Consider the following 14,045-nt stretch of genomic DNA (forward strand, 5'->3'; position numbering starts at 1 on the left):
CGAGGCACAACCGAACCACTCTATGGGAGTCGCAACGATGAAGTTCAAATTCAACAAGCTGGCCCTGCTGGTGTCGGGCCTGTTCCTGACCGAACTGGTGCCGGCATGGGCGCAGGAGACCAGCAATCTGGGTCAGATCACCGTCACCGGTGCGGCCGAGGCACCGGGCGGCGGCATGATCCAGGCCGACGACACGCCCAAGGCGCGCAGCTCGGTCAGTCGCGAGGCCATCAGCAAAATGGGAGCCTCTTCGACGGCCTTCCAGATCATCCAGAGCCTGCCGGGGGTATCGGCGTTCGACCAGGACGGCACTGGCCTGTTCGGCGGCACGCTGCGGGTACGCGGCTACAACGCCAATCAGATGGGCTTGACGCTGGATGGCGCACCGCTGAACGACTCGCTGAACTATTCGATCAACATCCAGGAGTTCGCCGATCCCGAGAACACCTGTGATGTCTTCCTCAACCAGGGCAGCGGTGACATGGAAGCACCGCACGTCGGTGCCAGTGGCGGTAACGTCGGTATCAGTACCTGTGACCCGCGGGACACGCTGGGTGGCAAGTTCAATCTCGCCTTCGGCTCCAATCGTTACAACAAGGAATTCGTGCGCTTCGATTCCGGCAAGTTTGCCAATGACCGGGCCAAGTTCTTCATTTCCATGTCGCAGGCCGGTGCTGACAAGTTCAAGGGCAGCGGCAGCGCCAAGCGCGAGCACGTGGACGCCAAGGCGGTCTTCGATTTCGGCTCAGGCAGCTACTCCAAACTGGCCTTCCTGTGGAACAAGATGGACAACGCCAACTATCGCACCGTCAGCAAGGCCGATCTGGCGCGCTTCGGCTATGGCTATGATTTCGGCACGACACCGCCGAGCCACCTGACACCCGGCAGTGGTACGGCCCAGAATGAGGCCACGGCCAATGCCGCCATCCTCGGCAACTACCAGGGCTTCAACAACAATCCCTTCGAAAACTATCAGGTATCGATGGTGAACCACTGGCAGCTCTCGCCGCAGGCCAGCGTGGATGTCAATCCGTACTACATCTACGGCTACGGCACCGGCGGCAACCAGCTCACCAGCGTCTCGGAGGCGCGCGGCAGCAACCTGCTGCACGGTGGCATCGGCGACCTCAATGGCGACGGCGACACGCTCGATACGATCCTGGGCTACGGCAGCAATATCAGCCAGACCAATCGCTTCGGTGTCACCACCAAGGCCAACTATCAACTGGGCAGCCACAACCTCTCGGGCGGATTGTGGCTGGATCGCGGGATCTCGCAGCAATACAGTCCCTTCGCCTCCATCGACAGCAATGGCAATACCTCGGATTACTGGCTGACCAACAGTGCCCAGTACCTGAAGTACGCCGATGGGGCGCCCTACAATGCCGGTCGCAACTGGTACACCCGGGTGGATGCGCACACGGTGTTCCTGCAGGACAGTTTCTCGCTGGTCAATGATCGCCTCAACATCCAGTTGGGCCTGAAGCGCCAGGAGGTCAAGCGCGACTTCCTCAACTTTGCCAGCGGCCTGACCGTCAACAGCGGCGGGGCGGACTACGAAGTGAAGCAGACATTCAGCAATACGCTGGGCAATGTCGGCCTGCGCTATCAGCTCACCGAAACCCAGTCGGTCTTCCTGAATCTGGGGCAGAATGCCCGCGCACCGGAGAACACCGCCAATACCGGCCTGGTACAGACCGCGGCCGCCAGCAACTACACCACCTCCATCGTCAATGGCGCGCTGATCGCACGTGACAGCCAGGGCAACATCGTGCCGCTGCGCATCGGCTCGCCCAAGGTCAGTCCGGAAAAATCCAACAACATCGACCTCGGCTACCGCTATGCAGGCAACCGCCTCACACTCTCCGGCTCGGTGTTCTACATCGACTTCAAGGACCGCATCGCCAGCCAGTATGATCCGGTCTCGGCCCTGAGCACCCAGTTCAACGTGGGTGCCTCGCGCACCTATGGCCTGGAGCTGGAAGCGGGGTACAAGATGAATGACAACTGGAACATGTATGGCTCGCTGACCCATGCCGACTCCAGCATGCTCGATGACAAGGTGGCCGTACGGGCCGCCAACGGCACCGCCACCACCTTGCAGACCTCAGGCAAGCAGATGCCCGACACCCCGCAATGGCTGGCCTCCCTGTCGCTGCAGTACACCACCGGTCCCTTCTACGCCAGTGCGCAAGGGCGCTACGTCGGCCAGCGCTACACCACGCTGGTCAACGACGACAGCATCGGCGGTTATACGCTCTTCGATCTCGGCGCAGGCTATCGCTTCAACAAGACCCTGTTCCTGCAGACGCCGACGATCCGTTTCCAGCTGCTCAACCTGTTCGACAGGAAATACCTGAGCATGACCGGTCCCAGCGGTTCGTCCTTCACCACCAATGCCAACGCCACCACCGGCACCAATGGTGCCGCCATCGCGGCGGCCTCGGCACCGCTGTTCTACGTCGGCGCACCGCGCACCTTCCAGGTATCGCTGAGCAGCGATTTCTGATCCGACTGGCCTGACCGACCGCACTGCCGTCCTGAAACCGGCAGTGCCTCTACCCCAAGGAGCTTTTATGAATGCCATCCAGCTATTCCATGAACTGACTTTCTATGCCATGTATGCGGCCGCTGCACTGGCGGTTTTCATGATCGTGGAACGGCAGCTGTTCTTCCTCTTCAGCGCCCGCGACGCAGCACGCTTGCTGCGCACGATGAGTGCCGGGGAGGGTGGCTCGCCGCTCATCGATCCCGCGCTGCTGGAACGCCAGACGGTGCCCGCGCAACTGGTTCGCGAGGCGCTGCAGACACAGGGCAGAGGGCTGACACATTCCCAGCAGGAAGACCTCGGCGAGGCCATCTACATCGCCGGCAAGAAACGGGTCAATGCGCGCCTCTGGGTCCTCGACACCATCGTCACGGCCGCACCGTTGCTGGGCCTGGTCGGCACCATCCTGGGCATCATCGATACCTTCGCGGTCCTGGCCTCCTCGGGCATTTCCGACCCCTCGGGCGTTTCCAAGGGCATCGGCACGGCACTGTATGCCACCGCGCTGGGCATTTCCATTGCGTTGTTCGGTCTGCTGTTTTACAACTATTTGCGTGAATGCGCCGACAACCTCAATGACCTGCTCAAGGAACTGTTGCTGCGCAGTTCCGGTCTGGAACATGATGCTGCCGAGGACGACAGCCGCCGCCTGCGCGACGCCGGCGCGGCGGCCCGCAGCGCCCGCCACCCGGTGCTGGCGGCAGGCTGAGCTAAGCGGAGCGGGCTGGTACGCGCCGGTGACTCACTTCGCCACTTCACCACTTCGCACCTGCCCGGTGCGACGGTTTCGGTCCGGGTTCAGTGATTTACAACTGGTACGTACCAATGTAAGATTGCCGTCATGAAAAAAGACCTCACTCCAAGCGAAACCCAGCTGCCGCGCTACCGCTGGCTGGCCGATATCATCCGCGACACGATCGATCGCGGTCTGCTCACCGACAATCAGGCGCTACCGCCCGAGCGCGAGCTGGCAGAGCACTATGAAGTCAGTCGCGATACGGTGCGCAAGGCACTGCGCTACATGGAAGAGCGCGGCATCATCTACAGCGATCATGGACGCGGCACCTTTGTCTCGCCGGCCATCGTGCGTGGCACCACGCGCTTCATCGACAGCTTCTCGCAAGATACCGGCAATCGGGGCGGCGTACCTGGACAGCGCATCATCAGCATCGAGAACATCGGTGCCAGCATGGCCATCGCCACCTTGCTCAATATCGATTCCGGTACGCCGCTGGTACGGGTGCGGCGCGTGCGCCTGATCGACGACATTCCGGTCGGGGTGCACGATGCCCATCTGGTCCTGCCGCGCGGATCGCGCCTGACCCGCAGCCAGATCGAGCGCAGCGGTTCGCTCTACAAGCTGCTGACGGCACAGTACGGTTTCGACCCGGCCGAGGCCGTGGAAAATCTGTGTGCCGGTGCGGCCGATGCCGACGACGCGCAATGGCTGGATGTACCGGTGGCGGCACCTCTGCTCATCTGCGAACGGATCACTTTGTCCGACCGCCGCCAGCCTATCGAATATTGCCTCATGAAATACGTGTCCAGTTACCGCTACCGCACGCGCATCGCCCGTCATAGCGACGGCACGCGCTGAACCTGCCTCCGCCCGCATTGATGAACGCCACTCTCCGCTACCTGCTGCCTCGCCTGGCCTGGACCCTGCTTCTGCTGGCACTGCTGTCGCTACTGGCGCACTGGTCCGATGGGCTGGCACGCAAGGGCAATGACAAGACGGTGCTGCGTGCGGTCCTGTTCATCAATGGCACGCTGGGCGACAAATCCTTTTTCGATTCGGCGGCCAAGGGAATGCGCCGCGCCGGGCGTGAACTGCCGGTCAGCGTGCGGGTGGTCGAAGGCGGCAATGACCCGACGCGCTGGGAGTCCGCGCTGGCCGATCTGGCCGATAGTGGCGACTACGATATCGTGCTGGCCGGCACCTTCACCATGGTGCCCTACGTACAGCGGCTGGCCGGAGAGTTTCCGCGCATGCGCTTCGTGATGTTCGATGCTGCAGTGGACTATGCCCGCTGTGCTTGCGGGAATGTACATTCCATCCTGTTCCGCCAGAACGAGGGCGCTTACCTGGCGGGCTATCTGGCCGCCATGCTGCTGCAGGAGCGGCTGCTGCCGGGCCTGCCCACCAACGCCGGTCTGGGGCAGGTGGGTGGCATGCAATTGCCGGTGATCGATGATTACCTGCTGGGCTTCGGTGCGGGCGCACGTGCGGCCAATCCATCGATACGGGTGGCGATACAGTATGCCAACGGCTTTTCCGATCCTGCGGCCGGCAAGGATATTGCCAATGCCCAGATGGCGGCGGGTGCCGGTCTCATCTTTCAGGCGGCCGGTGCGACCGGGCAGGGCGTGACCGAAGCGGCCAGCGAGGCGCATCGTTACACCATCGGCGTGGATCTGGACCAGTATGAGATGTATCGCCACAGCAATCCCCAGCGCGCCGCCGCCATCGTCACCTCGGTGTTGAAGAACGTCGATGTGGCCATCGTGCAGGCCCTGAGTCTGGCGCTGCGGCAGCAGCTGCCCTATGGACGCGCCGATTCCCTCGGCCTGGCCGAGGGCGGTATCGGGCTGGCACCGCATTCGGAGGTGCTGGACCGGCTGCCGCAGCCCCTGCGTCAACGTCTGGATGCCGTGCGCGCCGATCTGGTGAGTGGCCGCTTGCACCCGCCCAGTGGCTTTGCCCGCGCCAACACGGAGGCAAGGGGATGAGCACGCCAGCGATGCCGCAGGCCGGCACGGCGCTACTGGAGTTGCGCCAAGTCTCCAAACTCTATCCCAACGGCACGCTGGCCAACGACGATGTGAGCCTGTCCATCCGGGCCGGGGAGATCCACGCCATCGTGGGCGAGAACGGGGCCGGCAAATCGACCGTCATGAAGATGCTCTATGGCCTGGAACAACCCAGCTGCGGCAGCCTCTGGCTGGACGGCCAGGCGCGCGTACTGGCCGATCCGGCGCAAGCCATTGCCGCCGGAATCGGGCTGGTGCCCCAGCATCTGCATCTGCTGCCTTCCTTCACCGTGACCGACAACATCGTGCTGGGCGCGGAGCCCCGGCGAGGCTGGCGCATCGACCGCAAGACGGCGTTGCGGCGCGTGCAATCGCTGGTGCAACAATTCGGACTGGAGGTGGAGCCGCTGGCGCGCGTGCGCGACCTGCCGGTCGGGGTGCAACAGCGCGTGGGTATTCTCAAGGCGCTCTATCGCGGTGCGCGGGTGCTGCTGCTTGATGAGCCCACGGCGGTGCTCTCGGTGCAGGAAGCCGAGAGCCTGTTCCGCGTTCTGCGCAGCATGGTGGCGCAGGGTCTCACCGTGGTGCTGATCAGTCACAAGCTCAAGGAGATCCGCGATGTCGCCGACCGCTTTACGGTATTGCGCAAGGGACGGGTCAGCGGCAGCGGTCGGGTAAGCGATTTTTCCGAGGCCGAACTGGGCAGCATGATCGTTAGCAAGGCACCGCCGCCCATCCCCGCGCGTACCCGGCAGCGGGCGACGCAGCCGCTGGTCGAAATCCGCGATCTGCAGGCGCATCATGCAGACGGACGCCTGGCCTTGCAGTCGCTGTCACTGGACATCGCAGCCGGAGAGATTCTCGGCATCGCCGGCGTGGAGGGCAATGGGCAGGATGTGCTGGCGCGGGTGCTGCTGGGCCTGCAGCCAGCCAGCGGCGGACAAGGCCGTTTGCAGGGGCGGCGCTTCACCGGCCTGAGTGTGCGTGAGGTGCGTGCCTGCGGCGTGGGCTACATCCCCGAAGACCGCATGCGCGACGGCGTGGCAGCCGAGATGAGCATCGCCGACAACCTCATCGCCGTCAGTTACCACCAGGCACCGCTTGCCCGCCGCGGCTGGCTCGACAGCGCCGCCATCGGCCGTACCGCCGCCACGCTCATGCAGCACTGCGGTGTGGCCGCCCCTTCATCGGCGACGCTGATGGGAGCGCTCTCCGGCGGCAACATGCAAAAACTGGTGCTGGGGCGCGAGGTGGCGGCCGGGCCGCGTCTGCTGATCGCCAGCCAGCCCACGCGCGGGGTCGATATCGGTGCTGCACGGGCCTTGCATGGTCAGTTGCTGGCCTTGTGCGAGGGCGGTGCGGCAATCCTGTTGATCTCGGCAGACCTGGATGAATTGCTGGTGCTGTCGGACCGCGTGGCCGTGATGGCCGAGGGGGCGCTGGTGGCGCACTTCGATGCAGCCGGGCTGAGCGCCGATGTCCTCGGTCCCTATCTGACCGGCGCCCAACGCCAGCAAAATGCCACCGCCTTGCTCAATAACGCAGTCACATTTTCCGGAGTTCCCGCATGAAGCAAGCGACCGCCCTGCCATTGCAGCAGCGTCTGCAACGTCAGCAAGCCCTGGCGCAACGTCTGCGGCTGCCGGTGGCGCTGGCCGCCGGTCTGGGGTGTGGTTTCCTGATCATGTGCGCGGTCAGCAGCGAGCCCCTGCGCGCGTTCCTGACCCTGCTCACCGGTGCCTTGCCGCGCCTGCACTGGGGTGCGGGCGAGGGCTGGCAACTGACCCGCCTGGTACGTTTCGGGGCCGTGATCGAAGACGCCATCACGCTGACCCTGCTGGGTCTGGCCGTGGCCATTCCTTTCCGCGCCAGGCAATTCTCGCTGGGCGCAGATGGTCAGCTGTTCCTGGGCGCGCTGGCCGCTACCGTGGTGAGCCTGTATCTGCCGGGGCCGTGGTTTGTGGTCCTGAGCCTGTCGATGTTGGCGGCCTGTGCCAGCGGATTCCTTTGGGGTGCCTTGCCGGGGCTGCTCAAGACGCGCTTTCAGGCCAACGAGATCGTCACCACTCTGATGCTCAATATGGTGGCGGTGCAGGCCTATCGCTGGCTGGTCAGCGGCTGGCTGCGCGACCCCGCCGGCGGCTTCATCGTCACGCCCTTCCTGCCGGCCTCGCTGCAGCTGCCGGTGCTGCTGGTCCATACCAACGTGACGGTGATGCTGCTGGCCTTGCCGCTACTGGTCTGGATCAGCTGGCTGCTGCTCATGCGCACCACGCTGGGTTACGAAATCCGGGTGGTCGGACAGTCAGCTGCGTTCGCCTTGCAGGCCGGCCTGCCGGTACAGCGCACGGTCTGGCTGTCGATGGGAGCGGGCGGGGTGCTGGCCGCGCTGGCGGGCATGCATATCAGCCACGGCCTGCTCAAGCGCCTGCCGGTCGATCTGCCTGCCGGACTGGGTTACGAAGGCTTGCTGGTAGCGTTGCTGGCCCGCTGCGAGCCGCGCGCAGTGCCGTGGGCGGCGCTGATGTATGCCTATCTGCGTACCGGGGCACTGGCCATGGAACGCAGTACCGATGTATCGCGCGAAGTGGTGCTGGTGATCCAGGCGCTGGTCATCCTGTTCCTGGTGGCCGAACGCATGCAGCCGGCGCTGGCCGGGGGCTGGCTGCGCTGGCGCGCGCGCAGGGTAGCGGGAGGCCGACATGACGCATGACTATTGGGCCTGGAGCATGGCTGCCGCCACCTTGCTGCCGGCGGTGCTGCGCGCCGCTACACCGATCCTGCTGGCCGCGCTCGGTGGACTGATTTCTGATCTGGCAGGTTGCATCAACGTGGGCCTGGAAGGCCTGATGCTGGTGGCGGCTTTCTTTGCCGTGGTGGGGTCGGTGCTGGCGGCGTATTGGCTGCCGGGCCTGCCGCCGGTCTGGCACGCCTGGCTGGGGGCGTTGGCCGGGGTACTGGCGGCCATGCTGCTGGCGCTGCTGCTGGCGGTGTTCCACCTCGAATGGGGTGCCGATCTGATCGTGGCCGGCATCGCCCTCAACGTACTGGCTGCCGGCCTGACGGTGTTCCTGCTGTCCACGCTGGTCGGCGACAAGGGCTCGACCGCCAGCCTCGATACGCCAGTGCTGCCGGCGCTGCATCTTCCCGGCCTGCAGTCCTGGCCGCAACTGGACCTGCTGCTCAATGGCGAACATGGTCGGGGCCATCATCTGCTGCTGTGGACCGCCTTGCTGGCCATTCCCCTGCTGCGCCTGCTGTTGCGTCATACCCGTACCGGCGTGTGGCTGTGTGCCTCAGGGGAGCATCCGCAGGCCGCCGCCGAGGCGGGCATTCCGGTCAAGCGCATGCGCTATCTGGCACTGCTGGTCTCGGGGATGCTGGCTGGCCTGGGCGGGGTCTACCTGAGCATGGGCTACCTCAGTCTGTTCCAGTCCGACATGACTGCCGGACGTGGATTCCTGGCACTGGCGGCGGTCTTCGTCGGCGCGCGCGGTCTCACCGGCACGGTGCTGGCGTCCCTGCTCTTCGGTGCCAGCGCGGTCCTCTCGACCCGGCTCGGTGCGGCGGGCATGGCACCGCAACTGCTGTACATGCTGCCTCCTGTGGTCACCCTGCTGGCGCTGGTCGCCGCCGGTGCACGCAAGCAGGGCAGGGCGCACAGATCAAGCTAAGCAACAACCCCTTCGCATTACAGGAGAAGCATGTGAGCAGCACAAACTTTAGGGACAGGATCTTCGCCTCGCTGGCCCTGGCCGGTATGGGCGACGCCCTCGGTGCCCAGACCGAACAATGGAGCATCGACGAGATCGCCGCCCGTCACGGCGGACTGGTGACCCGCTTCGGCACCCCGCCCGATGACACCTTTGCCGGTGCCAATGCCGGCAAGCGCGCTGAGGTCACCGATGACGCCAGCCAGATGTACTACCTGGCGCGCGCCCTGATCGCCGCCGACGGACGGCTCGACTATGACGGCTGGGTGAGCTGCCTGCTGGATTGGGCCAGCACCAGCCCCAAGGCGGGATTCATGGGGCCGAGCACGGCGCTGATGGTCAAGGCCTTGCAAGAGGGCGGCGATGTCAATGAGGTGGGCATCATCGGCCGCTCGCGGCGCAAGATGACCACCATTGGCATTACCAATGGTGCGGCCATGCGGGTGGCACCGGCTGGGCTGATTCATCCCGGCGATCTGGCGGCGGCCTGCGAACAGGCACTGGTCACCTGCCTGCCTTCACACGATACGGATGTGGCCATTTCCGCCGCCTGCTCGATCAGCGCTGCCACTGCCCAGGCGCTGGTGAGCGACGATCTGCAGCAGGTGCTGGCGGCGGCCACCCACGGCGGCCGTATGGGCGAGCGAATGGCCAGCCAGCATGCGCGCTCCGTGGCCGGGCCGAATTATCTGGCCAGGCTGGAAATGGCCTTGAGTATCGCCGCCGAATCGCGCAACGACCGCGAGTTTCTGGTGAACATGGAAAAGAAGGTCGGCAATTCCGTGCTGGCAGCGGAGTCCGTACCGGCGGCCCTGGGCGTGGTGTGCTATGCGCAGGGTGATCCTTTGCGAACCATCGCACTGTGTTCCTCGATCGGCAATGATACGGATTCCATCGCCACCATGGCGGGGGCCATCGTCGGCGCTCTGCGCGGCACGGCTGCGTTGCCGGCCGATCTGCTCAGTGAATTCCTGGAAGTCAATCATGACGACTTCGACCTGCAGCAGATCGCCGAGGGCCTTAGCCAGCTTGCGATCGTCAACATGGCGCAACGCGCCCAACGTCTCTCCAGCACCGTATCGCCACGGATACAGCCATGAGTTCGCGCTCGTACGACCTGCTGACCCTGGGCGACCCGGTGGCCGACCTGATGCTGCGCGCCGAGCAGCTGCCGCCGCCCGGCGGCAAGACCGTGGGGCAATGGCTGGGCGTCCTGCCCGGCGGCACCACGGCCAATGTGGCCTGTGCGGCCAGTCGGCTGGGGATGCACTGCGCCCAATTCGGACGGGTTGGCGATGATCCTCATGCGCAGCTGCTGCGCGACTCCCTGGGGGAGTATGGTGTTGCCACGCAATGGCTGACCGTGCAGCAGCAGGCGGCCTCGGCGTCGTCAGTCGCAATCCTGGCGCCTTCCGGGGAGAAGTCGATCATCTACCTGCCCATGGCCGCCGCCACGCTGGATACGGACGCTTTGCAAACGGCGCTCAGACAGTCGCGGCTGGTCTATGCCATGCCCTACGATCTGGCTGAGCTGGAGACGGTCAGTCACCTGGCCCGTGCCACTGGCACGCTGGTGGCCATCGATCTGGAGGCAGCCGTGGCACCGAACGCAGACGAGATGTGGCGTCGGGCCTCGCTGGCGGACATCGTGTTTTTCAACGAGGCGGGCTTTCACAAGGCGACCGGCTGCGCACCCTCCGCTCAGGTGCTCACCGAGGCTTTGCGCCTGGGCCCCTCGGAGATCATCGTCACGCTGGGGGCGGATGGGGCCATTGGCGCAGTACGTACCAGTTCCTCCCGCCACGCGGCCTTCCCCGCACAGGTGGTCGATACCACCGGGGCCGGCGACTGCTTCAACGCGGCCTATCTGAGTGCCCGCCTGAGAGGACAGCCCTTGTCGCTGGCGCTGCGTTTTGCCTGCGCTGCTGCCAGCTGCGTCGTCAGCGCCCTCGGTGCGCGCCACGGCTTGCCCGACCAGGGCAGCGTGGCCGCCATCCTTGCCGCCACCGCTTGCACAGGAGCCACTTCATGAGCACTGTCATCATCGACTGCGATCCCGGTATCGACGATGCGCTGGCCTTGTTCCTTGCTGCCGGCAGCGTCGAGCTGGATCTGTTGGCCATCACCACGACGGCGGGCAACCGGCCTGCTGCGATCACGGCCGGCAATGCCCGCAAGCTGATGGATCTGGCCGGTCGGCCAGACCTGGCTGTTCACGCCGGGGCCGAACACCCCTTGAGCGGCCAACCGGCGCGCTGCAACCTGGTGCATGGTGAAGACGGCCTCGGTGGCGTCCTGCCCGGGACACCCGCTGCTCTCGAGAGCGAGCACGGTGCGCTGGCATTGGTGCGCCATCTGCAGCAGGCACCCGCCGGCAGTATCGACCTCGTGGCCATCGGCCCTCTGACCAATCTGGCACTGGCCGAATTGCTGGTGCCGGGCATTCTGCGGCGGAGCAGACGGCTTTCCATCATGGGCGGCGCCTTGCGGGTGCCGGGCAATATCACCCCGGCGGCCGAGTTCAATTTCTATGCCGATCCGCTGGCGGCTGACCTGGTCATGCGCAGCGGTGCTGCCATCCATCTGTATCCGCTGGATGTGACGCACCAGGCGGTCATGAGCCCCGCGTGGATCGAGACGACAGGGTGCCTGGCCAATCGCTGCGGGCAAGCGGCCGCCGCCATGCTCAGGCAATACGCCGCCATGGATCCATTGCTGCACGATGTCTGCCCGGTTGCCGCGCTGCTGCAACCTGCCTTGTTTGGCGAGCAGCTGTGCCGCGTTGAGGTCGACTGGCGCCCCGGTCTCACCGAGGGCTATGCGCTCACGCAGTTTGACCCGCCAGATGCGTCTGCCTCCTTCATTCGAGCCGCCACCAGCGTCGATAACGACGGGTTGCTGGCGCTGGTGCTTGAAAAACTTTCCGGTCTCCCGTGAATCCTGCTTTGTCATGCGATGGACCGTCGCTGAACTCCAACCGTTCCTGTTTATGCGTTCATTACCGTTGCCTGTTTTTCTGATGCGCACCCGCCTGGTGTGGCTGGCTTGCCTGCTGGCTTTCTGGTTGGGCGGCTGTGCCGTCAACCCGGACCAGAGCACACCGACGAAATCCCTTGTGGGCAGCCTGCGTCTGCTGGGCGAGCAGCGCATTGCGCTCAATGCGCCATTCATGGGGACGGTGATCGGCGGCTTGTCCGGAATCGACTACGATCCCCGCTCCGACACCTGGGTCGCGGAAAGCGATGATCGCTCCGAGGTCAGTCCCGCGCGCTTTTACACCTTGAAGCTGCGCTATGACCTGCAGGGATTTCATGCCCTGCAGGTGGATGCGGTGACGCTGCTGAGACAAGCCGATGGCAGCCTGTACCCGGATGCAAGAGAAGCGGCAGTGCGGGGCGGCGATATTCCTGATCTGGAATCCATACGGGTTGATCCGCTCGATGGCAGTCTCTGGTATAGCAGTGAGGGTAATCGTCCGAAAAAGATGTCGCCCTTTGTCCGGCGCGCTGATCGCGACGGGAGCTACCTGTCACAGTTTCCCACCGGTACGATGTTCCAGGTGCGCCCGGATCAGCCACTGGGGCCGCGCGACAATCTTTCCTTCGAAGGTCTTTCTTTCTCGCCCGACGGACAGACACTGTGGCTGGGGATGGAGGCTCCCTTGTATCAGGACGGCGAAGTACCTACGCTGGAACATGGTGCTCTGGCCCGTATCACTCACTATCGTCGCGACGGCACGATCATCGCCCAATATGCCTACTCCTTGGACGCAATTGCGCATGCACCGGGAGGCCGATATGCCGATAACGGCCTCTCCGAGTTGCTGGCCGTCGATGCACATCATCTGCTGGCGCTGGAACGCTCGGGAGTGCAGGGGAGCGATGGCGTGTTTCGTTTCCACATCCGGCTCTACGAAATGGATATCAGCAATGCTACCGATATTGCGGCGATGCCTGCACTGGCCGGACAGTGCTGCATCAGGCCGGCCGGCAAACGACTGATCCTCGACTTTGACACCTTGCCGCTGGCGAAGATCGACAATCTGGAGGGCGTATCCTGGGGGCCGCGACTGGCCAACGGGCATGACAGCCTGGTCTTCATTTCAGATAATAATTTCAATGCCTCCCAGGTAACGCAGCTATTGGCGTTCGAAGTGATTCCCCCTTGAAGAGAAAGGACTGCTTGCAATGAAAATTCTGTCCACCATAGCACTGCCTCTCATCGGTCTGTGCTTGAGCGTGCCCTCCGCTTTCGCCGACACAGTCCCTGTGACGGCGTTATCCAGCCAGGCCGACATCGTGCAGGCGCTCGACCAGGGCGCGACTGTGCGGCTCTCGCTGGACCTGAGTCATTGCCGCCCGGATGGGGTGACCAGCCGGACTGGCAAAGCGAAAGGGGGCCTGACCATCGATGCTTATCTTGTCATGGATGGCGTGCTGAGCTTCTCGGACAGCCATCCTACTGTGAGCAGAAACGGCGAGCCGTTGTGGCAATTCCTGCGCTACCAGGTCAAGGCCGATCAGAGCGTAACCTTCACTGCTGACATGTTCCAGCTGCCTGCTTACACGCGGCTTGGAGAGCGCATTTCCTACCAGTGCAGCATCAATGAAGGCATCCGGTTCTTCCAGCAATGAGCCATGAGTGCAGGGCGTGTACGCCCTGTGCAAAGGCCCTAGCGATAGCGGTCGCGGTTGCAGCTCAGTTCGAAGACCAGTTCGTGACGCGATGAAGTAAAGGACAAAGGCCGCTCCTGATTTTGGTCGGCATGGACGCGGCCGGTCTTTCGCCACTGTTCCATTTCTTCGGCCACGGTTTGTCGTATGGCGTTGCGTAACGCAATGCGGAACAGGATGACGACAACGATGCCGCAGCCGATCCCCGTGATTTCCAGCCAATCGAGCATGATTCCTCCTGTGTGCCAGGTTGAGACTAAGTGAGCCGCCACGCATAGGTAGGTGTGACTGGAGAAAGAGTTCCTCGACGCATTGAGCACCTGTATCAGGCGCCGTGCGTAAGCTCGATGCGTGCAGGCA

General features: G+C 64.1%; 13 protein-coding genes. 12 read left to right on the forward strand and 1 reads right to left on the reverse strand.

Annotated features, from left to right (window positions below):
* Positions 1-37 precede the first annotated feature (37 nt).
* The 12 genes from J2X56_RS02925 (at position 38) to J2X56_RS02980 (ending at position 13,646) form a co-directional block, all read left to right on the forward strand.
* Entirely contained in the window at positions 38-2,509 is a 2,472-nt protein-coding gene (locus J2X56_RS02925) for a TonB-dependent receptor (protein ID WP_209568827.1), read from the forward strand.
* Between the two features lie 67 nt (positions 2,510-2,576).
* On the forward strand, positions 2,577-3,257 hold the full coding sequence (locus tag J2X56_RS02930) for a MotA/TolQ/ExbB proton channel family protein (RefSeq protein ID WP_209568825.1): 681 nt from the start codon (positions 2,577-2,579) through the stop codon (positions 3,255-3,257).
* 132 nt (positions 3,258-3,389) lie between these two features.
* The gene (locus J2X56_RS02935; RefSeq protein WP_310158120.1) at positions 3,390-4,145 is read left to right on the forward strand and encodes a GntR family transcriptional regulator; all 756 of its coding nucleotides are present in this window, start codon (positions 3,390-3,392) and stop codon (positions 4,143-4,145) included.
* A gap of 20 nt (positions 4,146-4,165) precedes the next feature.
* Positions 4,166-5,278 carry a BMP family ABC transporter substrate-binding protein gene (locus J2X56_RS02940; RefSeq protein ID WP_310158121.1) on the forward strand — a complete coding sequence of 371 codons (1,113 nt, stop codon included), beginning with the start codon at positions 4,166-4,168 and terminating at the stop codon, positions 5,276-5,278.
* On the forward strand, positions 5,275-6,870 hold the full coding sequence (locus tag J2X56_RS02945) for an ABC transporter ATP-binding protein (RefSeq protein ID WP_245201963.1): 1,596 nt from the start codon (positions 5,275-5,277) through the stop codon (positions 6,868-6,870). Before J2X56_RS02940 ends, J2X56_RS02945 begins: the two co-directional genes overlap by 4 nt.
* Entirely contained in the window at positions 6,867-8,012 is a 1,146-nt protein-coding gene (locus J2X56_RS02950) for an ABC transporter permease (RefSeq protein WP_209568819.1), read from the forward strand. The genes J2X56_RS02945 and J2X56_RS02950 overlap by 4 nt, the downstream gene beginning before the upstream one ends.
* Positions 8,002-8,973: an ABC transporter permease gene (locus J2X56_RS02955; protein WP_209584988.1), complete on the forward strand. Its 972-nt coding sequence runs from the start codon at positions 8,002-8,004 to the stop codon at positions 8,971-8,973. The genes J2X56_RS02950 and J2X56_RS02955 overlap by 11 nt, the downstream gene beginning before the upstream one ends.
* A gap of 32 nt (positions 8,974-9,005) precedes the next feature.
* Positions 9,006-10,112 carry an ADP-ribosylglycohydrolase family protein gene (locus J2X56_RS02960; protein ID WP_310158126.1) on the forward strand — a complete coding sequence of 369 codons (1,107 nt, stop codon included), beginning with the start codon at positions 9,006-9,008 and terminating at the stop codon, positions 10,110-10,112.
* Positions 10,109-11,044 (forward strand): carbohydrate kinase family protein, encoded by a 936-nt coding sequence (locus J2X56_RS02965; RefSeq protein WP_310158128.1) that lies wholly within the window; start codon positions 10,109-10,111, stop codon positions 11,042-11,044. The genes J2X56_RS02960 and J2X56_RS02965 overlap by 4 nt, the downstream gene beginning before the upstream one ends.
* Positions 11,041-11,949, forward strand: coding sequence for a nucleoside hydrolase (locus tag J2X56_RS02970; RefSeq protein WP_209568813.1), 909 nt, complete (start codon positions 11,041-11,043; stop codon positions 11,947-11,949). Before J2X56_RS02965 ends, J2X56_RS02970 begins: the two co-directional genes overlap by 4 nt.
* Complete coding sequence (locus tag J2X56_RS02975; RefSeq protein ID WP_259435148.1) at positions 11,924-13,180, forward strand: esterase-like activity of phytase family protein; 1,257 nt, start codon at positions 11,924-11,926, stop codon at positions 13,178-13,180. The genes J2X56_RS02970 and J2X56_RS02975 overlap by 26 nt, the downstream gene beginning before the upstream one ends.
* Positions 13,181-13,199: 19 nt before the next feature.
* On the forward strand, positions 13,200-13,646 hold the full coding sequence (locus J2X56_RS02980) for a VirK family protein (RefSeq protein WP_209568811.1): 447 nt from the start codon (positions 13,200-13,202) through the stop codon (positions 13,644-13,646).
* A 38-nt stretch (positions 13,647-13,684) separates the two neighbouring features.
* Here J2X56_RS02980 and J2X56_RS02985 read toward each other — a convergent pair whose 3' ends face one another.
* Complete coding sequence (locus J2X56_RS02985; RefSeq protein ID WP_209568809.1) at positions 13,685-13,915, reverse strand: hypothetical protein; 231 nt, start codon at positions 13,913-13,915, stop codon at positions 13,685-13,687.
* Between the last annotated feature and the right edge of the window lie 130 nt (positions 13,916-14,045).

The sequence above is a fragment of the Herbaspirillum sp. 1173 genome (assembly GCF_031455335.1).
In the GTDB taxonomy this organism is placed as follows: domain Bacteria; phylum Pseudomonadota; class Gammaproteobacteria; order Burkholderiales; family Burkholderiaceae_D; genus Herbaspirillum; species Herbaspirillum huttiense.

Bases quoted from the DNA above. Each gene is read 5' to 3' on its own strand.
- J2X56_RS02925 (WP_209568827.1), top strand. From the start codon at position 38: ATGAAGTTCAAATTCAACAAGCTGGCCCTGCTGGTGTCGGGCCTGTTC.
- J2X56_RS02930 (WP_209568825.1), top strand. From the start codon at position 2,577: ATGAATGCCATCCAGCTATTCCATGAACTGACTTTCTATGCCATGTAT.
- J2X56_RS02935 (WP_310158120.1), top strand. From the start codon at position 3,390: ATGAAAAAAGACCTCACTCCAAGCGAAACCCAGCTGCCGCGCTACCGC.
- J2X56_RS02940 (WP_310158121.1), top strand. From the start codon at position 4,166: ATGAACGCCACTCTCCGCTACCTGCTGCCTCGCCTGGCCTGGACCCTG.
- J2X56_RS02945 (WP_245201963.1), top strand. From the start codon at position 5,275: ATGAGCACGCCAGCGATGCCGCAGGCCGGCACGGCGCTACTGGAGTTG.
- J2X56_RS02950 (WP_209568819.1), top strand. From the start codon at position 6,867: ATGAAGCAAGCGACCGCCCTGCCATTGCAGCAGCGTCTGCAACGTCAG.
- J2X56_RS02955 (WP_209584988.1), top strand. From the start codon at position 8,002: ATGACGCATGACTATTGGGCCTGGAGCATGGCTGCCGCCACCTTGCTG.
- J2X56_RS02965 (WP_310158128.1), top strand. From the start codon at position 10,109: ATGAGTTCGCGCTCGTACGACCTGCTGACCCTGGGCGACCCGGTGGCC.
- J2X56_RS02970 (WP_209568813.1), top strand. From the start codon at position 11,041: ATGAGCACTGTCATCATCGACTGCGATCCCGGTATCGACGATGCGCTG.
- J2X56_RS02980 (WP_209568811.1), top strand. From the start codon at position 13,200: ATGAAAATTCTGTCCACCATAGCACTGCCTCTCATCGGTCTGTGCTTG.
- J2X56_RS02985 (WP_209568809.1), bottom strand. From the start codon at position 13,915: ATGCTCGATTGGCTGGAAATCACGGGGATCGGCTGCGGCATCGTTGTC.